General features: G+C 37.4%; 27 protein-coding genes. All 27 read right to left on the bottom strand.

Annotated features, from left to right (window positions below; all coding sequences use genetic code 11):
• Positions 1-33: 33 nt before the first annotated feature.
• On the bottom strand, positions 34-198 hold the full coding sequence (locus BAE46_RS14710) for a hypothetical protein (protein ID WP_171900997.1): 165 nt from the start codon (positions 196-198) through the stop codon (positions 34-36).
• Complete coding sequence (locus BAE46_RS14705; protein WP_171900996.1) at positions 198-371, bottom strand: hypothetical protein; 174 nt, start codon at positions 369-371, stop codon at positions 198-200. Before BAE46_RS14705 ends, BAE46_RS14710 begins: the two co-directional genes overlap by 1 nt.
• A 364-nt stretch (positions 372-735) precedes the next feature.
• A complete protein-coding gene (locus tag BAE46_RS01035; protein WP_070111568.1) occupies positions 736-1,398 on the bottom strand; it encodes a dUTP diphosphatase in 663 nt (220 codons plus the stop codon).
• On the bottom strand, positions 1,398-1,535 hold the full coding sequence (locus tag BAE46_RS14700) for a hypothetical protein (protein ID WP_171900995.1): 138 nt from the start codon (positions 1,533-1,535) through the stop codon (positions 1,398-1,400). The genes BAE46_RS01035 and BAE46_RS14700 overlap by 1 nt, the downstream gene beginning before the upstream one ends.
• Positions 1,536-1,973: 438 nt before the next feature.
• Entirely contained in the window at positions 1,974-2,846 is an 873-nt protein-coding gene (locus BAE46_RS01030) for an FAD-dependent thymidylate synthase (RefSeq protein WP_216094976.1), read from the bottom strand.
• Positions 2,839-3,360: a hypothetical protein gene (locus tag BAE46_RS01025; protein ID WP_070111566.1), complete on the bottom strand. Its 522-nt coding sequence runs from the start codon at positions 3,358-3,360 to the stop codon at positions 2,839-2,841. Before BAE46_RS01025 ends, BAE46_RS01030 begins: the two co-directional genes overlap by 8 nt.
• A 449-nt stretch (positions 3,361-3,809) precedes the next feature.
• Positions 3,810-4,253 carry a deoxycytidylate deaminase gene (locus BAE46_RS01010; RefSeq protein ID WP_083256757.1) on the bottom strand — a complete coding sequence of 148 codons (444 nt, stop codon included), beginning with the start codon at positions 4,251-4,253 and terminating at the stop codon, positions 3,810-3,812.
• A complete protein-coding gene (locus BAE46_RS01005; RefSeq protein WP_070111562.1) occupies positions 4,237-4,773 on the bottom strand; it encodes a hypothetical protein in 537 nt (178 codons plus the stop codon). The genes BAE46_RS01010 and BAE46_RS01005 overlap by 17 nt, the downstream gene beginning before the upstream one ends.
• A 166-nt stretch (positions 4,774-4,939) precedes the next feature.
• Positions 4,940-7,507, bottom strand: coding sequence for a DNA polymerase (locus BAE46_RS01000; RefSeq protein ID WP_070111561.1), 2,568 nt, complete (start codon positions 7,505-7,507; stop codon positions 4,940-4,942).
• Positions 7,508-8,005 (bottom strand): hypothetical protein, encoded by a 498-nt coding sequence (locus BAE46_RS00995; protein ID WP_070111560.1) that lies wholly within the window; start codon positions 8,003-8,005, stop codon positions 7,508-7,510.
• Positions 7,989-9,281, bottom strand: coding sequence for an ATP-dependent DNA helicase (locus BAE46_RS00990; RefSeq protein ID WP_070111559.1), 1,293 nt, complete (start codon positions 9,279-9,281; stop codon positions 7,989-7,991). The genes BAE46_RS00995 and BAE46_RS00990 overlap by 17 nt, the downstream gene beginning before the upstream one ends.
• A gap of 80 nt (positions 9,282-9,361) precedes the next feature.
• Positions 9,362-10,468: a vWA domain-containing protein gene (locus BAE46_RS00985; RefSeq protein WP_070111558.1), complete on the bottom strand. Its 1,107-nt coding sequence runs from the start codon at positions 10,466-10,468 to the stop codon at positions 9,362-9,364.
• Between the two features lie 9 nt (positions 10,469-10,477).
• Positions 10,478-10,729: a hypothetical protein gene (locus BAE46_RS00980; protein WP_070111557.1), complete on the bottom strand. Its 252-nt coding sequence runs from the start codon at positions 10,727-10,729 to the stop codon at positions 10,478-10,480.
• 9 nt (positions 10,730-10,738) lie between these two features.
• A complete protein-coding gene (locus BAE46_RS00975; RefSeq protein WP_070111556.1) occupies positions 10,739-11,080 on the bottom strand; it encodes a hypothetical protein in 342 nt (113 codons plus the stop codon).
• A gap of 9 nt (positions 11,081-11,089) precedes the next feature.
• Complete coding sequence (locus BAE46_RS00970) at positions 11,090-12,103, bottom strand: AAA family ATPase (protein WP_070111555.1); 1,014 nt, start codon at positions 12,101-12,103, stop codon at positions 11,090-11,092.
• Between the two features lie 70 nt (positions 12,104-12,173).
• Positions 12,174-12,356, bottom strand: a complete 183-nt coding sequence (locus BAE46_RS14695) for a hypothetical protein (protein ID WP_070111554.1) — start codon at positions 12,354-12,356, stop codon at positions 12,174-12,176.
• A gap of 3 nt (positions 12,357-12,359) precedes the next feature.
• On the bottom strand, positions 12,360-12,857 hold the full coding sequence (locus tag BAE46_RS00960) for a hypothetical protein (RefSeq protein WP_070111553.1): 498 nt from the start codon (positions 12,855-12,857) through the stop codon (positions 12,360-12,362).
• A complete protein-coding gene (locus tag BAE46_RS00955) occupies positions 12,854-13,246 on the bottom strand; it encodes a hypothetical protein (RefSeq protein WP_070111552.1) in 393 nt (130 codons plus the stop codon). The genes BAE46_RS00960 and BAE46_RS00955 overlap by 4 nt, the downstream gene beginning before the upstream one ends.
• Positions 13,243-13,656, bottom strand: coding sequence for a hypothetical protein (locus BAE46_RS00950; RefSeq protein ID WP_070111551.1), 414 nt, complete (start codon positions 13,654-13,656; stop codon positions 13,243-13,245). Before BAE46_RS00950 ends, BAE46_RS00955 begins: the two co-directional genes overlap by 4 nt.
• Entirely contained in the window at positions 13,656-13,850 is a 195-nt protein-coding gene (locus BAE46_RS00945) for a hypothetical protein (protein ID WP_070111550.1), read from the bottom strand. The genes BAE46_RS00950 and BAE46_RS00945 overlap by 1 nt, the downstream gene beginning before the upstream one ends.
• Before the next feature lie 102 nt (positions 13,851-13,952).
• Positions 13,953-14,300, bottom strand: a complete 348-nt coding sequence (locus tag BAE46_RS00940) for a hypothetical protein (RefSeq protein WP_070111549.1) — start codon at positions 14,298-14,300, stop codon at positions 13,953-13,955.
• Between the two features lie 377 nt (positions 14,301-14,677).
• The gene (locus BAE46_RS00930; protein WP_070111547.1) at positions 14,678-15,877 is read right to left on the bottom strand and encodes a DNA-directed RNA polymerase; all 1,200 of its coding nucleotides are present in this window, start codon (positions 15,875-15,877) and stop codon (positions 14,678-14,680) included.
• Positions 15,878-15,891: 14 nt separating this feature from the next.
• Positions 15,892-16,164 (bottom strand): hypothetical protein, encoded by a 273-nt coding sequence (locus BAE46_RS00925; protein WP_070111546.1) that lies wholly within the window; start codon positions 16,162-16,164, stop codon positions 15,892-15,894.
• Between the two features lie 11 nt (positions 16,165-16,175).
• A complete protein-coding gene (locus BAE46_RS00920; RefSeq protein WP_070111545.1) occupies positions 16,176-16,511 on the bottom strand; it encodes a hypothetical protein in 336 nt (111 codons plus the stop codon).
• Entirely contained in the window at positions 16,508-16,975 is a 468-nt protein-coding gene (locus BAE46_RS00915; RefSeq protein ID WP_070111544.1) for a hypothetical protein, read from the bottom strand. The genes BAE46_RS00920 and BAE46_RS00915 overlap by 4 nt, the downstream gene beginning before the upstream one ends.
• A 107-nt stretch (positions 16,976-17,082) precedes the next feature.
• Positions 17,083-17,325 (bottom strand): hypothetical protein, encoded by a 243-nt coding sequence (locus BAE46_RS00910; protein ID WP_070111543.1) that lies wholly within the window; start codon positions 17,323-17,325, stop codon positions 17,083-17,085.
• Entirely contained in the window at positions 17,318-17,491 is a 174-nt protein-coding gene (locus BAE46_RS14690; protein WP_171900994.1) for a hypothetical protein, read from the bottom strand. Before BAE46_RS14690 ends, BAE46_RS00910 begins: the two co-directional genes overlap by 8 nt.
• Between the last annotated feature and the right edge of the window lie 86 nt (positions 17,492-17,577).

Raw genomic sequence — 17,577 nt, 5'->3', positions numbered from 1 at the left:
CCTCTTAATGACAATCCTATTCGCGTCATTCTTTTATTTACTGTGTTTAAGGCTATCTTCAAGTTGGGCTTGTAACATAATGTTACCTTGACGAAGGCTTTCTACTTTTTTAGCACTCTTACTGAGATTAAAGTTTTGAGTGTGGATAATCTCTATAAGATCAGATCTGTTTTTATCGCCTAAGTTTTCTATATTCATTAGGTAAGTACTCCTCTTGATTCTAGTTCTGTAGTTACTTTAATGTAGCCAGCTCCGTGTAATGCGGCACCATATGAACCGTCTTGGCAACTCATCCAATGTGCATTTGATCGCAATATGTGTTCTTTCTTGGCTTCAAGTTCTTCAACTGTCATATCCTGTAATTCTTTCATTGTGTTTCCTTTAGGTAATAAAAAACCCCTTAGCGTCAGCGGTTGGGGTTTTGTTGTTTAAATTTACTCAAACATTCATTTCGTACATTTCACAACTCAAATTATCGCACCACTTTAATGTTGGTGTTTCGTGATCCCCATGCTCTATAGATAAATAATCTTTGCACTGCGTACAAGAAGGTTTATCAATATAAACTGGAGAACTTGGGTTGTGTTTAGTACTTTCAATCCAGCAAGGGTAGTTATCTTTCATAGTGATTCCTTAGCTAAATATAAAGTTAAAAGGTGACACTGACTTAGGGGGGATCTTTGCTGTCCTTAACAATTTGGACAAATGGCGTGTGTCAACACCGGGGACTGGTGCTTAGTAAGTTAGTTCTACGTAACGACTATCTAAATTGTCATACACATCTTTTGAGAAGGTTTCTGACTTTGGATCAAGCTGGTTCAGTATTTCTACCAAATGGGCGTTATCTTCTTGTCCATCCCATACTTTGAAATACATACCTTCTTTATAGCCGTTGTCTTGACGAAAGAAGTTAAGTACGTTCTTGCCAATGTATTGCTTATAAAGGTCGTCAGTAGTCATACCGGCTTGCTCAACAATATGCATGAATAGAAACCTATGAAATCTACCTGCTCCAAATAAACCAGACAACAATTGCAGATTTTCAATTAAAGTTTGCTTAGGATATTTATATTGGCGAGCATCAAACATCAAATAATCTGATATTGGTATTGGCTCAAATACAGTATTTTCTATCATTTCACCAACATTGCCTTGAGCTGTTACCAACATATGTGACAAGCCAAAGTGCCAAATATCTACAAGCTCCATCTGAAGCTGGGGCATATCAGGAGTTTGTTTCTTCCACCACTTCCATCCATGATGATCAATAGCTTCAACACTTTCCATCATAGCCGCTAACATCCAGTTATTATTGGCAGTAAGCCAATGTGGATTAACTTTGCTATTCATTTGGCCTTGTAGCACAAGCATCTTAGTAAGTTGGTTTTTAGTAAACACTATGCTTCTTCCTGATCTTCACGAACATCGTTGGAAATACTAATTAATTGATCTTCAACAAAATCAATATCAGCATCACCGTCTTCAGTCCATTCACGCACAATTGTTCTTATTTCGTCATAGTAATCACGTTCCATAATTGTCTCCTTATTGTTATTAAGCATAAAAGTTGGTTCTGTTTGTAAAACCAACACTTATAAAATAGCTCCTACACTTTCGCAGCAGGCAGCGACTTAATCGTCATTAAGTACCAAAGGCCGGTTAAAATTAATCTCCCAATTCAAAGGTAGGGAGTACCCATTAAAGATTGGTTACTACACCATGCATTAAAACTAATCTTTAATAGGTGCTGGTTACGTTATCCAGCGTCGTGCCACAACCGCGAAGTAAAATGGCTGACCGTATATCGTCATTATCTAGTTTGTTTTATTATAGTCTGACAGACAAAGCCCAAAGCTCTGCGTCAATACTGGGTTTAAAAAGATTAAAAATTTGGTACAAAACGGTTTGTTCCTTATAAAATTAAGTGCTTCTACTTTTGAGGTACTGGTGAGAAGCCAACCAGCATGTCATGCTTATTTGGTGTAATTACTATTGGGTATTAACTGTCTGTGTTGTACCCAATGTTTAAAGTTACCTGACCAAAAGTGACCATCAAAGTCTATGTGAGTAAACCCACTGTCTTTGCGATCAGCTTTGGCTACGTTTGGTAGTACTGCTTGCGCTTGATGCTCAAAAGGTGACGCATGAATACGTTCGCTAGTTCTGAGCATGTTATCAATCTTCTTGGCTTTAGTTAGTGATGCGTCATTGCGTCTGTAAGACACTTGAGCACAACATGAAGCAGATACAGCTAATTGATTTTCAATGGGCATGACAGGTTCAAAAAACTGTTTAGTGACGTAAGGTAAATGCCATCCACCCCATTCAAGTTTTATTGGTTGAGAGTGTTCAAGTTCACGCTGGAGTTCTTCAAACAATTCACGTATTTCAGGTTGAGCGTCTTCATGGCATCTAAGCCAAAAAGCGTTATCCCATTCAGTTGCAGTGATTACCGTTTTCATAATCTGCCACGGTTCTAAAATACGATTAGCAATCTGTTTATGTAAACCAATTTTCTCAAAACACCAATGCATGTTAGCTACTACTTTACCGGCCATTTTCCATGACCATATAGCAAAGGTTTTACGTTTGCCGGTAAGCTGTGCTTTTGCTTTCATACCGGGTTGATTTGCACCCCAGTAAACAGGCATAGCAGGTTGTTTTCGTACTTGCTCACGCATCTTCTTTGTAGGTATGGCTCTGCTACTAGCAGCATTACGGCTAAAGACTCTGTGCGTCATCAGTTCTGCATGGATCATGCGAGGGTACTCAAGCTCCACTGTGGCAATAGAATTACCTTGTGGGTTAACTGAGTGGGCAATAATGGTGACACCTATATTATTCATTGGCTTCCTGTTTTGTATGTAATCTCTCATACACTCCTGTAACCAAATCTTGGTATTCTTCAATAGGCACCAAGGCCCATTTAGGAGTAGAGTTATATGTCACCATTACAGTGGTATCCTCTTTTAACTCTTTATCAATAAGGGCATTCTTAATCTGAGTAAAAGACATATTAGGTAAGGCTAATCCCATACGGGGTATGGCCCTGATATTATGTTCTTTCATTCGGGCATAAATAATGCGGGTACTTATTTTAAGTATTTCTGATATTTCTTTGGTTGTGAATGCTTCTTGCCAAAGGGTCTTAATATCAGACACTAAAAGAGTTTCTTTTATCTCTGAACCAGAAGGTAAACCCCATTCTCTGCGACGCTCCCAAATAGTAACTTTGGCAACATTAAAAAGGTCAGCTATAACAGCATCAGATTTACCTTCATAAATAAGTTTGGTAACTTCATCACGATCAGAGTCTAGGGGAGGTTGTTTAAGGGATGGTAATTCTTCAAGTATAAGCATGAGTTATTCTTTATAGAAAACGTCATATTCATCTAGTAATCTTAACTTATCTTTGGGATCTATTGGCTTGATCAATTCTTGGTTATAAAAATCGTGAAGAACAATATCAAACAAAGTAGGGGTTACTTCATTGTTATAGCGCAGAACTGTAACGGTGAACTCTTTACTACCTATGTAGGAAATAAAAGTAGGATTGAAAGATGGTATGAGTAATTTGAAAGGGTCAGTGTGAATACTCATTACTTATTTGCGGTTGGATTTCTCGAAGTCTGATGAACAATCTGTATCACAAAATAGCTTCTGTGACTTAGGATCTTCAAAAGGCTCAAGACACCACCTACAAGCCCCGGAGGGGTTTAATTCGCGTTTCTTGTTTCTAATAGATCTAACTTTATGTTTGATATAATTAGCAACATTATCGCTAGATTGATCAACTGGATCTGCTCTCATTAAATGTCCTTGTTTAGCTTCATTTTTGTTGTAGGTACACCAGCTTTATGTAAAAACTGTAAACCATTAGTATTGGATTGAGTTACCAAGTAATAAACGCTGGAAACGCCTACTGCATGAATAGACTTAGCGCATTCGTTACAAGGAGCAGTAGTAACAAACAAAATAGAATTTTGAGTAGATACACCTTGTTTAGTGAGTTTGTCTAAAGCATTACGTTCAGCGTGAATTACTTCTGGTTTAGTAATAACGTCATGTGTTTCACATATGTTATCAAAGCCAGAAGGTGTACCATTCCAACCAACAGCCATTAAACCAGTATTGGTGACAATGACTGCACCTACTTTTCTGCGTACCGCTACAGACTGTTGTGCAGCTTTAATAGCAATGTCCATATAGTAGGTGTGGTATTTTTCAGCGTGGGGATTAAGCTGTTTCATCATTGGTTTGTTTAATAAATGAAATGCGTCTATTGATAGACCATACAGCTTCTTCTAAGTCTTTTAGTTCAGACTTGTCATGACGATTGCCGGGCACTAAAAGTTTCTTAATAGCATGGTCTATTTCAGGTGCGTTGGGAAAAGCTGCCTGTATTCTATAAGCATCAACAATTGTTTTGGTGCCATCTAATCCAACAATTGTGCGAGCATACTTATTTTCTTTAGCTGTTGTTGACGGTTCATCACAGCCCATCTTAGATTGCTCACTAAAGAAGTCATTACCACGTAAACAGTCTTGTAAAACTTGGCTTAAGTTAGCATAAATGTCTTTAGTTTTTTTGTCAGCATCTTCGTCAGATAGTTTAGCTGAGTGATCAGATGCTTCAAGTGCTTCAGTAAAATCAACTAATAAAATATTACCTTCAAGTGTTTCAGAATTGAGTTCAATACTGTCTACACTGATACCTAGTTTAGCCATTTTTTTGTGAAATTTATCTACTGCTTTTTCTACAGTTATGCTCATGTAATACCTTATATATTGGAGGGAGTTTTAAATCGGGGTGTCTAGTGGGAACTAAGCGGGATGTTGCAGGCTTAGTACTATAGACACTTGATCACCAATTGCAAATAAAAAAAATGCCCTAAGTTAATAGGGCATATAAATAGCAACAAAATATACAGGATTATGCTTATTTTAAGGTGGCTTGGACGACTGTTTTAATTTCGTCGCCTACAGCACCATTGGGTATTCCAATCTCTTTACCCCAATGTGGATAAAAGACTAATAGCTTACCGCCTAACTTAACTTTATCGTGTTGGATTTCGGGCAATTCTTGCCACTCCATACATTCAACTAAATTTTTGTTAAGCCATGTAACGGCATCTATATTATCTTTAACCATGAAGTACTGAGCATCGTGAATGTGCGCCACTGGTAATATGTCGTAACGATAGGGTGAAGCAAATACGCGTTCTTGTAATTCTATGCCCGCCCTATTGTTGAGTAATCCATATGACTGTCCCATTGCATTGCCTGCGGTACGTGCTTCAGCTTTTGCTTCATAAGGTGTCTTTTTACTATTCATAAAGCACTGGCTTAGAATAGGAGTACGAACCCGCAAACCAAAAGCAACAGTAACGTAACCATCTTTTGCTGCTTGTGTTAAATTGTCTTGCACCCAAGCATCAGAAACTTTATACATTGTGTGATAATTGTTTTCGATAGCTTTGGCTTTAATCTTTGTCAGGCCTACGTTCTTCATTAAGCCATGATAGGTGCCGCCATACGTCAATAGAAACGTAGGAGCTTTACTATCTTGTCTTAATTCGGGGTATATCGTTTCAATACTGTTAACACTTTCTGGTGTATCAACGATATTTACCATCTGATCACTAAAGTAATAAAAGGCTCGGAAACAGTGGCCATCGAAACCATCTGTGTAAACTTTTATTTTATTAGGATCTTTAGTGGTTAGTGCAGATATGCGATCCTCCAAAGACGAAAAATCAGCTCCCACAAATAACCAACCAGGCGGTGTTAAGAAACACTGCTTAATTATCTTGGCATACTTGGTGCCACTGGAAGGGATGTTTTGTAAATTTGGAGCTGAACTGGATAAACGTCCAGAAACTGTACCGCCTATGTTAAAATTACCGTGTAGGTAATAATGCCCATCTGATTTTTTGACTGCTTTTTCTAAGGCAGCAATAAACGTGTTTAGTATTTTCTCAGCAGCTACAAAATCTGATACTGCTTTAAGTAAATCCTTCACATGTTGATTGTCAGTGTGAAAAACCAGTGCTTTAAGTACATCACCTGCACATGAGGCTTGACCACCATCAGTTTTTTCAAGTACTGGTAGCTCTAGGTAATCAAAGAACAACGTGCGTAAGTGAGGATCTGAATTACAATTAAAAGTAATGTACTCAAAATCAGATAGAGGTTTCACCTTCTTCTTCAGTTTGGCATTTGCTTTCGTTTGTTCTTCTTCTCTTATGATGAAAAGTACAGTATCAATAACAGGACTTTTATCAATAAAATCGACACTTACTTTAATGTCAGCACATAGCTCTGTACGGGCTTTTTGTATTGCCTTCATGCAAACGGGCATACCAGTAAGCTCTGCTTGCAGTATGACCTTTACAGACGGCTTCATGATGGTTTCATAAATGTGTAGTTGATCATCAGCTACCATTGTTGGGTAGTGCTTCTCTCTTACAAACCAAGTAGATAAGCAATCCACTAGGTTGTATTCCATCAATACTGGCAAAGGTATTAAAGTAATGTCTTTAATATCTTCTTGAGCATAGTTGCCTGCAAATTCATGGGCCTGTTCTTTTAGCTTAAGATTATTGCCAGCAGTACTGTTTGTTGCTAGATAAGTAATAATCTTGGTGCAGTCAAAGTCACGAGTTAGTAATTCAATACCTTCCTGTTTACCTTTTTCATCAAGCAAGTGGGCCATAAATAAACTATTGATAATAATCTTCATATCAAAGTTTGCATTGTGGTAAATCAGCTTACCTAGATAACGAGTAAAGAAATCTTTAAGATATTCTTTTACTGGTTCGTTAGGTAAGTTAGCGGCTTTATCACATTGGAATACAACACCGTTGTTTTTATCCCAAGCAAAGCCAATAGTGCCAATACCTGTTTTCCAAAAATTAAGTGAATAAGTTTCAGTATCACAAGTGAGTGCATCATAAGTTAACAGCTTTTCAATCCAAGGCTTTATATCGTCAACAGACGTTACATAAGTAGCATTGTGAATGATGTCTGTCCCAATAACAGCGTACTTACCGGCCATAAAGCTGGTGACGGTAGTGATACCCATATTAATCTTGGCTTGTAAGTCAGGGTTATAAAACAATGCTGCGTGGTTAGGAATCATCACAACATTTATATCTTCAAACCCTTTAATAGCACAAGGTAATACATAGCCGTGGTGTGGTTCGGCAGTACGCTGTTTAGTAAGTGTTTTAAAATAGGCCCCATCAGCTACCATTAATAGCTTAATACCTTGTTCTTTTAGTTCAGGTAATAAATCAGCTAGATAAGCTTTCTGGAAATTTACTGGTATTTTACGGTTAGGTGCATAGAGTAAGTCAAAGGCAATAATATCTTTTTCAGGAATACCACCTTTAACGAGTGGATCAACATAATGCTCAGTTATTAGTCGCTTATTAAAGCTTTCAGTCTTAATAAGGATAGCGACTTTATAACCTTCATTGTTTTCTTCAAAGACAAAGTGTTGCATTTAGCCTTCCAATTGTTTGAGTAAATAGTGGGCTTTCATACAATCAATTTCTTCAGCATTAACTAATCTGAAATGTCTAATTGTACTTTCTGGTAAATAAGATTCACCCATAGCGTTACCGGGTAAAAAAGCATCATGTATTACATCAGGGAATAGGGCATATAAGTCTGCTGTGTTTTTGGACAAAGACAAGGCAGAAATATAAGCTCTTTTCATTAATGTGATACGTGACTCGGTATCGGTAATAAACTCTAACTCTTCTTCACATTCTGTTTCTAAAGCTGGATGTAACAGTCTAAGTTCAAAGTTACGTAGGCCTTGAAACTGTGAGTGAAGGAAAGTTATACCTCTAAAGCGAAAGCCATAGGCACTACCGCTACGTTCACGGTGAGCTATGGCTAGTTTATCTACAGTAGCAATCTTTAATGAAGTTACTTCGCGTTCAAGTAATTCAATGAATACTTGTAAATACTCTTTTTTATCAAAGTTGAAGCTCATATTCTAGTTCCTTTATGGTTGAATGTTTTGACGGTAGACTCCCATATAAAACAACTTGTTTACTGGCTCTTGAGATAGCTACGTACAATAATCTAGCTAACTCATCTGACTTATGGTTACGACCCATATCGGTCAAGTTAATAAACACAGTGCCGTAGGTACTACCTTGGGATTTGTGAATAGTACAAGCGTATACAGGACGCAAATCAGCCCATGTTTCTTTGATATGGTACATATTTGAGAACTCTTTCAATTCGGCATACTGCTTTACAATGTGTTTTTTGTCACCGGGGTTTTTAGGTGCAAATATCCAGTTTTTATTGATTAAAATACTGTAACCAAGTACGTCTTCTTCAATGGCATTATGCATCTCATCAATAGTGACGAGCTCATCAGTATTAGCAATTATCTTATTCTCTATAATAATAGGAGAGTTGCAGACATAAGTTTCACCAATTGAGTAATCTTCATTGTTGCCTAGTAGCTGCTTGATATAAGCGTTATAGCCATGCACACAATCATTAGTCCAAGCGATAATCTTTGCAGATACGTCTGGTACATATGATTTAGCTGTAAAAGCTTTGTCTACCATGCTTTGAAATTGGTCGCCATTAACGTGGATAACACTGTCTTTTTTGGGATCTAGTGTAATAGGTAAAAAGTCACCAGATTTAACGGTGTCTCTAAACTGACTAGATAGTCTATATATCTCACCACTGTTACGCATAACCGTGGTAAGTGTTGTTGTTGCTATGTCAGAGTCAAATACAGGGCTTGTGCCTGAATCGACATTTAGTAGTTGATAGGGGTCACCTAAAAATACTATCTTGCAGTTGATGCATTGTGCGCGAATTTGTTCAAGCAAGTTTTCGTCTATAAAACTAGACTCATCAATAAAGAGTAAAGTGTTTCTTTTTTCTTTAGCGTTTTTACTAAGCGCTAGATAAGTACTTCCATCTCTAAAATTATTGCGTACCATTAATCCAAGATATGAATGAATTGTTTGGCCTTTACAATTGAGCTCTTTACTAATAACAGAAGCGGCTTTGCGGGTAGTAGCGGTAACAACAATATCATTAGGTATCTTCATATCTAAACCTAGCGTATCAGCCATAGCGGTGTATTTATGTAGGTTACCTAATATATGATTTACAAGTGTTGTTTTGCCAGTTCCAGCATGACCTTTAATAACCAATTCTGTTTCACTTGGGTCACAAAGAAATTCAACGAATGATTCAACAGCAGACTCTTGACACTGATTAAGTGTAATAGTCACTGGTAATTCCTTTAGGGGTTAAAAGCAAAAAACCCTACGGAGTAGGGCTTGCTATGTTATGAATGGATGCTTTTTTATTATTAATAATGAATGACCTTACCTTTATTTACCATAAATCCGGGGTTGTCTTTGATAATCCAAAACAACTTGGCTTTAATGCCAGTCATATCAGGAGCTTCCCAAAAACAACCATCGGTAAATATAACCATTACTGCTGGTTTACGTTCACGAACCCAATCCATAACGGCATTAATGTTAGTACCACCACCACCTTTGAAGTCAATATTATTAAAGTTGTTATGTTCTTTAATATTGTATTCGCAAGTAATTTTATGGTCAAAAGCAGTAATTGTCATTTTAGAAGGTTTGAGCTGATTGTTAATGGCTCGCACTTCACTGACAAACTCTAATAGTTCTTGATCACCTACTGAGCCAGAAACATCAACACAGCAACATATGTCTCCAACACTTTCTGAATAAAGGGTTGGTAAGTAGAGCTCAGGTAAATGTCTACGGTTGGGTTTGCGGTAGGAATAGTCATCCTTAGCATAGCCATTAAGTACACGCGACAATATTCTATGCCAAGGCAACTTAGGGTTGAGTAAACGGCTTAGAAAGCGATTGACGCTGTTAGGTATAGAACCAGCTTCACCTTGTTCAGTAGCCTGTATGGTTGCTCTTACGATGATATTTTCTATCTCTCGTATAGTTTCAGCAGTAGCAGGCTCTGACTCATCAATTTGTTCCATGTCTGGTTCAAAGTCTACTGGTTGTTTACTGGGGTCTTTATCTAAGATGTCATAGACTTGTTCTGAAATCATACCTCGGTAGTCTTCGCTAATACAGCACGGAGGCCATAGCTCATAGCCTGCATCTTTTAGCATTAAGTTAATAACGTAATCAGCCGCCATGTTCCACAACTGAAAGTCACGCTTACCTACACGGGCCATATGCATAAATACAACATGGAATGCTTCGTGAGCCAATACAAATATGCGTTGTTTCTCTGGCAAAGATAAAAAGAAGTCTGGATTGACTCTTAACTCTAAGCCATTGGTGCAAGCAGTAGGTATGGTTTCATCCCACTTAAACTTTAACGAGAACAAAATAGTACTGAGAAATACTGCACCATTGCCTACGATTAATTGCACTTTAGCTTTATCTAAAGCATGGTCAGCTTTTTTCATAATTATTCCTTAAATTACATAGTGTTCTATAGCTTTGAAAATCTTTGTAGTAAAGTTTTCAAATAACCGTGTTATGTATGAATGGCTAAGGTTTTGAGTTACACAATCATTTGGTAAACTTTGATGCAGACTTAGGTTTCCATACACAGAGCCGTTATTACTAATAGCATACAAGAGGTCGAGTTCTTGTTGAGACTCTAAAGTAATATTTATCTGTATTGGGGTAAAATTTGCGGGAGTTTCTTCAGTAGTTATTTTCATAGTTATTCCTTAATAAGTTCTATAATTAATTTGTTCTTGTTTAGTTAAAGGCTCATAGCCATGTTTTTTTAAAAAGTAACTTACTGACAGCCCTAGCCATTGAGCATAACTACCAAACATTCCAGTGTGTGCTGAGTAGTTAGCTATAAGGCTTGATCTCGAAGGCCTATATGACCAGCTTTTCTTTTTTGCTTCAGAGTAAGAACCACATGAACCATGTAATTTGTATGAAGCTTTATAAAAATCTACACACATACTTTTTGTAATAGGTAGTTTCTTAAAAGAAACGTATTTATAAGTTTGCGATAAACTCCAGTTAGAGTTCCACATGCTTTCTAAAGCTTTTGTCATAGTTATTCCTTAAAGATACTGCGCTAAGTCAGTAAGTTTTTTGTAAAAGAGTTTTTCTTTCTTAGCTGCAGGGAAACGTCTAACGGTTTCTCTTATGGCTCTGATTTGAAATTCAGTAGGTAAGCGATCTATATAAGCCACAACAGACTTAATATTAGTGGCATCAGCGTTACCGGCTAACATCCCACAAATTGCATACTGTGTACTTGGCTCGCTTGGAAGCTTGGCACTGTTAGGATTAGCGGCTACTTGAGCAATGGTCGGTAAATCTAAAAAGCATTTAACGTGTCCAGCAAACTCTAATGCAGCGCCTTGGGTAATAACGCCAGATAACAATGTAATTTCATCATTGTTTATTTCAACTTTATCTTCGATAAGTCTGTTGGCAAATTCCCATGTACGTGGACAAGCAAAAGTAAGGTCTGAATGATCTGCATCAAACACATGTAGCTTTTCACCATCAAAATCAATGTAAGAGGTTATGCGGTAATCAATATTGTTTGATTGAGCCCATTCAAGCCAGTCTAGTTTAGACACTTGCAAGAGTATGTGGCCTAGTCTTGATTGCAATGCAGTAGACATTGGTTCAACAATAGCGTTGTCTGTCTCAAGGTTACCTGCCGCCATTACAGCAACGTCGTCATGCAACTTAGAATTGCCAACCATACGATCTAACATGATTTTGTATGAAGCTGCTTGGACTGCTTTAGGAGCTGAATTGGCTTCATCTAAAAACAACAACCAACCTCGTTTACCTTTGGGTAACTTGGTTCCGCTAATAGGGAAGGTGTCAAAGGGCTTGTATGAGGCTACACCGTTTTCAATAACAGGAAAGCCATTAAGGTCAGTAGGCTCTGCCATTGATAAGCGAACGTCAATTAGCTCAAGATTAAACTGTTCTGCTATTTGCTTAACAATGTCAGACTTGCCTATGCCGGGTGAACCATAAATCATAGGTACAATTCCCACTTTCATGTATTCAATGGCAATTTCTTTTACTTTTTTTGGGTTAAGGGGAATCATGTGTTTCCTATTTTATTTTGTGACGGGCACAGGTAAACCTAGCGATTAAGCCATAGTATTAAATGTGCCGTTATTGGGTTTCTTTGGATTCGTAGTAAGTGTTTAGAAACAAGGTTTCATGCATTGAACTTACTTTTGATATTTGCCTAGCTTGGTTCATTTTTTGTTCGTGTTTTATGAACTCAGTTAGGGGTAAATCTTGGTAGTCCCAAAGAAGATTATTTAAGAATTGTTTATACTGGGTTAGTTGCATAGACTAACATTCAATCATTAGTGCTAACTGTTCTTTAGTGTATTTTTGAATAAAGTCTTTTGCGTGATGGCTTAGTTTAAAATTTAAAGGAGAAAAAGTTAGAGTATATTGGCGTACATGCACTTCATTACAGTTAAATGTAACTACATGTTTTTGCTGACTTGATGTGCCCCAATCAGCTTTTTCATCACCCCAGCTCTCTACCATAGCTTTTTTAGCTAAGGTTTTAAGTAATCGTTTATCACCTTCACGGTCAGCAGAAACTTGGTCAAAAAATATGTGACCTTGTTGAACCATAGATGGTGTATAGTCGTTACACTGAATTTTACCTATAACTCCCACAATATTTACTAAGTAGCGTCGTTCATTTTCAAAATCTGTTTGCGAAAAAACCATACCTGTTTTTTGCTTAGATTTTTCTAAATCCATAGCTTCAATTAATTCAGCAACGGTTGCTTGTGCTTGTTCTATTTGGTTTTGTAATGCTTGTACTTTATTCATACAGGCTCCTTAACTAAGTCTTGCCATCTGGCTTCAATAAAATCTGCTATTTCATTAAAGCTGTAGTTTTCTTCATCGTTTAAATCTATTAAAGTGTCACAGCTTTTAAAGCTACTCCCTCTAAATTCACCAAAAGGATTTTGTAGGTTTAACCACTTAAGAGCACTTTTTTGCTTACGGAGAGAAAAACCAATTATTTTACCTTTACTTTCAAGTTTATCTTCATAAGCGTATATTTTAATTCCATTTTTTTGAGCAGTTTTACAACCAACACCTAAGCAGCAAAAACCTTCATTATTTTCAAGGTTGCCGGTAGATTGTTGATACTCTCCACTACGTAAATCAGCTATCCATAATCTGATCGGCTCTGGCATGATTGGAGTAGTCATACAGGTTCCTTAACTAATATTTGCCAGTTGTCTTCAATAAAGTCGGCTATCTGGGCAAAGGTAAAATTGTATGTGTCGTTCATTTCCATTAATGAATCTGCTTTACAGCCACCTTGAGGAATGTAGTCTCTGAAGTCTGCCGCAGCATTTTCAAAATTACCTTCACTACCACAAAAATTAACCCATTCCTGAATATCAGGTAAGTTGATAAAATCATTACCAGCTAGGCGATTGAATGAATCAAACTCTTGTGGATCTATGCGAATGCCACAGGCTTCACCTACTTTACCAATTACACCTAAGCAGCAGAAACCTGATTTATCTTCAAGTGTTCCAGCGGTTTGAGTATATTTATCGCTACGTAAAGCGGCTATTACTAATGCTATTGGTTCGGGTATTTTAACTGTCATTAGTTACTCTCTAGTAATTTGGTGATCTTAGTGATTAGTGTATTTTGGAATACATCGGCAAAAGCATTGAGGTTGTCTCTTTCATGTTTGGAGTTACACATGGTTTCGCCAAAATGACGGGCCTCTTCTAATGAGCCTGCTTCACCAAATATGGTGAGCTTGAGTTGTTCGATTTCTTGTATTTTACTTCGCATAAGTTAGTCCATAGTGGTTGGCTCCTTAAAACAGGGTTAAGGTATAGTGCTTGTATAGTCAGGATTGACAATTTCAATTGAGTTAGTATATAGAAATGACTTCTAAGACAAGTCTTCAGAAAAGCTCTCGGAGAGAGCCTGTTTAGCTTCTTCTGTCTCTATTTCATTGAGAGTTTTTAGATGTCTTTCAAGAAGTTCTATTTGATGTGTCCACTTGTCTCGTAAAGTCTCTACAGGTTGTCTCCATTTGTCAGGTGTTGCCTGCTGCAGTACAAACCAATGAGGTAATTCAAATAGACGGTCTAAGTCTGCTACTACTATCTTGTTACCAAAGTCGGTGACTACTAAATGACCAAATTCATCAGGCCTTACATATACCGCGTTGGTATAGGTATGCCCATTCTTAGTGACTAGCGGTAATCCTGGTGTTAAGTGATCTAATATTTTCATTGTGGTTTAAGTCCTCTCATTATTGAGTGCCAATAGGTAAAGCCTTGTGGTGAGTCTTCCCAACTAAAAGCTGTGTGCAAAGTGTAAGCATCCACAGATATAACTTCTCGTTTGTGAACAACTAACCATAGTTGTAGCTGCGCTTGACTGTCTCCAATGACTTGCGCTACTTGTGTAAAACAGCTTAATTCTCTTATGTGTAGTTTACGCATGACTGTCTGTGTCCTGTCTTGGAAAGTAAAAAGCCCTCACGAAGAGGGCTTAGTTTTATAGTACTTAGTACTATTGGTTTGATGTATTAATTAATTGGCGTTAATGTTAAATAACGTATTAATCCTAAGATCACGGGCCAAAGGGTACGGAGTACCCAATAAGCTTTATGATATGCCGTAGTTACTTTGTGCTATTTGATCTGCGATGTTTCCCATCTTAGGTACATAATAAGTAGTGTTAGTCACTTGGCTTAATATGTCCTGCAATATATTGCTCTTAGCTATCTGCGCTAGTATTAATGCATAGTGCTTTCTTAGTACATTCATATGATTTGCATGACACTTAAATTCATCATGCACACATACAATGGGAAAGGTTTTATATTCTAATACTTGGTTTGCTAATTCAACTAACACACGTAGTTGAGCATCAGTGAAATCACTTATACTTACTTCTTGCATACCAATGCGCTCAAGCTCTACCACACTAATAAAAGTAGAGTAGTCTTTGCGGCCTTGTAAGCTCGAACCAGACAACACAAGGTGAGTAGTGATAGAAGTTATCACCTCGTTAATGAAGTCTTCTGGTAAGTGATTACAGCGACGATTCATCTCACGTACAACCATGCCATCTACTGAGTGAACAATATTAGCTGCCAATGATAAACCTTCTTGACTGCCTTGGTTTATCTCTACTCTGTGCGTAAAGGTAGCATGAGCTAATTCATCAACTTCTACTTTCATATCAAGATGCTCATTGACTGGTACATAGGCATGATAGCCATCAGGTAAGTACCATGAATGATTTAGTGCATATGGTTGCCAAGCGTTCAATAGCATGTTCATGACTTTAACAGCTCCCGGTGCAATGTCCCTAAGTGCAGAATAGAAAGCTTTTAACTCATCTGTATCTTCACCAAACAATGCTTCAGGCTCTGCTTTACTACCATAAAAGTAAGTCATAATGGCTTGCTTCATATCAGCTCTTGGTATGGCTAATTTAGAAGCTAACTTATCATTCATGGCATGTTGACCAGTGGTATATAAATCACTTCTTACATCTTGATGTATCAAGCCAGTATTCATAGCAGTAGTAATACAGTTGACCATAACACCCATTAATTGAACACCAGAACTAACCGCATCAAAGCCAACCATATAACCAGTGGCAATGCCTATCTGTGCTTTACGGTAAGCCATAAGAGCACCAGCAAACATAGCAGGTTCATCAGCATCAGTAATAGTTTCAAGGTTATCTTCGTTATCATCAACCCATTGAATACGGGTTTCATATACTTCTTTGTCTAAACCAAAGTGGTTAGCTAAATCTATCTTTATGTACTCGATGCCTGTGAAACTTTGCATAGTTTTTCCTTAATCTAATTTCTGTTTGATCCGCGTGAACTCAAAGTACTTATTTTATCAAGTGCTTTACAGTGGTCACAATTATGATTTGCATAATGACTGTGATTGTTTTCTTGCCGATGCTCATAACACAATTTTAGTTGCTTATGTGCAGTAAGCTTATCTTTGTGAATAGCTTTAGTTTTATGCAACATACGTTGGTAAATGAATTTACCAAGCCAACGAGGTGTTGTATTAATTTTAAACTCAAGATCCTTTATTTTTTGTTCAAGCCCCGTTGTTTGCATAGTGTTGTTCCTTAAGTTATTGATTCAATTGCTTTGTCCCAACCTGCTCTAAAAGCGTTTCGGACTTGCGGTGTGCTTAAAATTGCTTTGCCCCAGCCTGCTTTAAAAGCGTTTTGTACTTCAGGTGTTCTTAAAATTTCATTTTCCATGCCAGCAAGATAATTACCAGCGGCTAAATCTCTAGGGTTTACTGATCTAATTCGCCATTGATATTCGGGACAAGTAATTGGATTTTTGTGATTTTTACTAACGTCCATAATTACCCAACCTAATGGTATGGTTAAGTACTGTAATTCATCACCGTCTAACCAAGCTTGTATTTCTTTTTGCCACTTACGTTCACTCATAAATATTCCTCTTTAACTTTGGTTATAACTACCTTGATATGCTCGATGGCATCATCAAATGAAGGTTCATGCTCGTTTAAGTGGTTTGAATCTTGTAAATCACATTCACCAAATAAGCCTGAGTCGGTAGCCGCCCATAACCTTTCGTCCCTATCTGCAAAGAAAATAGATCGAGCAAGTTTACCGCCTTCAGGACATGCACCGGTTAAATCGTTGCTAATACGCATAGCTATTTGTTCAGTGTACATACCTGCATTACCTTGCTTAAAATGCTCAAGTCTATTACTAATGGCTTGGTAGCCACAAACACAAGCAACGGTATTACAAAAATGTTTGACAGTAGGGTCTTTGAAACTGTCTACCCAGTTGCCCATATCTAAACGAGCATCTTCTATTTCTTTTGCTTCGGTCAAAGTAAGCACTAATGCTTCGCACTGTTTTATAAATAATGTTGCATCTGACATAATGTTATTTCTCCGCCCACAATTAAGCCTGTAATGATCACTAGGAGCATCACATAGCTTATGTGGTATAAGTTGATTGGTTTAAGGTTTGAGTTGCTTAGGTTGGATTACAGGTATATTTGCAGTAGGTCATAGGTTGCTTCATTAAGTTCTTTTACAGACTCAACAGCGTAGATCATAGATCCACAATCTATCCAATCACTGTGAGCATTAAAACCACATTCCCCGTGGCTTTCTGCCTTTAATGCACTGAGTATTGCATCGCTTTCATCTGTGGCTTTTACAAGTTTATGGTTATGCTTCTCATACCCGTCTATAGTTAACGCTAGTTTTACTAAGTAATTATTCAATTGTTATTTCCTCTATTTCAGTTGCGCTTAATTGTTCTTGTGGCTCTCCGTCTTTACTGCAGAAATACCATTCATTAAATTCTTTACAATAAGTCTGTTTGTGCTTTGTATCTTTGTAGTAATCTCTTTGATTTATGTCGTTAAGTTGAATTGGGAATAAAGTCATATTAACTTCCTTAATTAATTGGTTTGTAACTAATACCTATTACTTCGCTCCATGCGTTTAGTTGCAGTGTCTAGTACAGCAGGTAT

This window comes from Glaciecola punicea, from assembly GCF_001756615.1.
GTDB classification, from domain to species: Bacteria; Pseudomonadota; Gammaproteobacteria; order Enterobacterales; family Alteromonadaceae; genus Glaciecola; species Glaciecola punicea.
This window is presented reverse-complemented; position numbering and strand designations above follow the sequence as displayed.

What these genes read in the sequence shown, in the direction of transcription:
- BAE46_RS01005 (WP_070111562.1), bottom strand. Translation starts at nt 4,773, where the DNA reads ATGAGCATAACTGTAGAAAAAGCAGTAGATAAATTTCACAAAAAAATG.
- BAE46_RS00970 (WP_070111555.1), bottom strand. Translation starts at nt 12,103, where the DNA reads ATGATTCCCCTTAACCCAAAAAAAGTAAAAGAAATTGCCATTGAATAC.
- BAE46_RS00940 (WP_070111549.1), bottom strand. Translation starts at nt 14,300, where the DNA reads ATGAAAATATTAGATCACTTAACACCAGGATTACCGCTAGTCACTAAG.
- BAE46_RS14695 (WP_070111554.1), bottom strand. Translation starts at nt 12,356, where the DNA reads ATGCAACTAACCCAGTATAAACAATTCTTAAATAATCTTCTTTGGGAC.
- BAE46_RS00915 (WP_070111544.1), bottom strand. Translation starts at nt 16,975, where the DNA reads ATGTCAGATGCAACATTATTTATAAAACAGTGCGAAGCATTAGTGCTT.
- BAE46_RS01025 (WP_070111566.1), bottom strand. Translation starts at nt 3,360, where the DNA reads ATGCTTATACTTGAAGAATTACCATCCCTTAAACAACCTCCCCTAGAC.
- BAE46_RS00920 (WP_070111545.1), bottom strand. Translation starts at nt 16,511, where the DNA reads ATGAGTGAACGTAAGTGGCAAAAAGAAATACAAGCTTGGTTAGACGGT.
- BAE46_RS00975 (WP_070111556.1), bottom strand. Translation starts at nt 11,080, where the DNA reads ATGACAAAAGCTTTAGAAAGCATGTGGAACTCTAACTGGAGTTTATCG.
- BAE46_RS00925 (WP_070111546.1), bottom strand. Translation starts at nt 16,164, where the DNA reads ATGCAAACAACGGGGCTTGAACAAAAAATAAAGGATCTTGAGTTTAAA.
- BAE46_RS00945 (WP_070111550.1), bottom strand. Translation starts at nt 13,850, where the DNA reads ATGCGAAGTAAAATACAAGAAATCGAACAACTCAAGCTCACCATATTT.
- BAE46_RS01000 (WP_070111561.1), bottom strand. Translation starts at nt 7,507, where the DNA reads ATGCAACACTTTGTCTTTGAAGAAAACAATGAAGGTTATAAAGTCGCT.
- BAE46_RS00955 (WP_070111552.1), bottom strand. Translation starts at nt 13,246, where the DNA reads ATGACTACTCCAATCATGCCAGAGCCGATCAGATTATGGATAGCTGAT.
- BAE46_RS00950 (WP_070111551.1), bottom strand. Translation starts at nt 13,656, where the DNA reads ATGACAGTTAAAATACCCGAACCAATAGCATTAGTAATAGCCGCTTTA.
- BAE46_RS00995 (WP_070111560.1), bottom strand. Translation starts at nt 8,005, where the DNA reads ATGAGCTTCAACTTTGATAAAAAAGAGTATTTACAAGTATTCATTGAA.
- BAE46_RS14700 (WP_171900995.1), bottom strand. Translation starts at nt 1,535, where the DNA reads ATGGAACGTGATTACTATGACGAAATAAGAACAATTGTGCGTGAATGG.
- BAE46_RS01030 (WP_216094976.1), bottom strand. Translation starts at nt 2,846, where the DNA reads ATGAATAATATAGGTGTCACCATTATTGCCCACTCAGTTAACCCACAA.
- BAE46_RS00930 (WP_070111547.1), bottom strand. Translation starts at nt 15,877, where the DNA reads ATGCAAAGTTTCACAGGCATCGAGTACATAAAGATAGATTTAGCTAAC.
- BAE46_RS01010 (WP_083256757.1), bottom strand. Translation starts at nt 4,253, where the DNA reads ATGATGAAACAGCTTAATCCCCACGCTGAAAAATACCACACCTACTAT.
- BAE46_RS14690 (WP_171900994.1), bottom strand. Translation starts at nt 17,491, where the DNA reads ATGACTTTATTCCCAATTCAACTTAACGACATAAATCAAAGAGATTAC.
- BAE46_RS00985 (WP_070111558.1), bottom strand. Translation starts at nt 10,468, where the DNA reads ATGAAAAAAGCTGACCATGCTTTAGATAAAGCTAAAGTGCAATTAATC.
- BAE46_RS14710 (WP_171900997.1), bottom strand. Translation starts at nt 198, where the DNA reads ATGAATATAGAAAACTTAGGCGATAAAAACAGATCTGATCTTATAGAG.
- BAE46_RS14705 (WP_171900996.1), bottom strand. Translation starts at nt 371, where the DNA reads ATGAAAGAATTACAGGATATGACAGTTGAAGAACTTGAAGCCAAGAAA.
- BAE46_RS00960 (WP_070111553.1), bottom strand. Translation starts at nt 12,857, where the DNA reads ATGAATAAAGTACAAGCATTACAAAACCAAATAGAACAAGCACAAGCA.
- BAE46_RS00980 (WP_070111557.1), bottom strand. Translation starts at nt 10,729, where the DNA reads ATGAAAATAACTACTGAAGAAACTCCCGCAAATTTTACCCCAATACAG.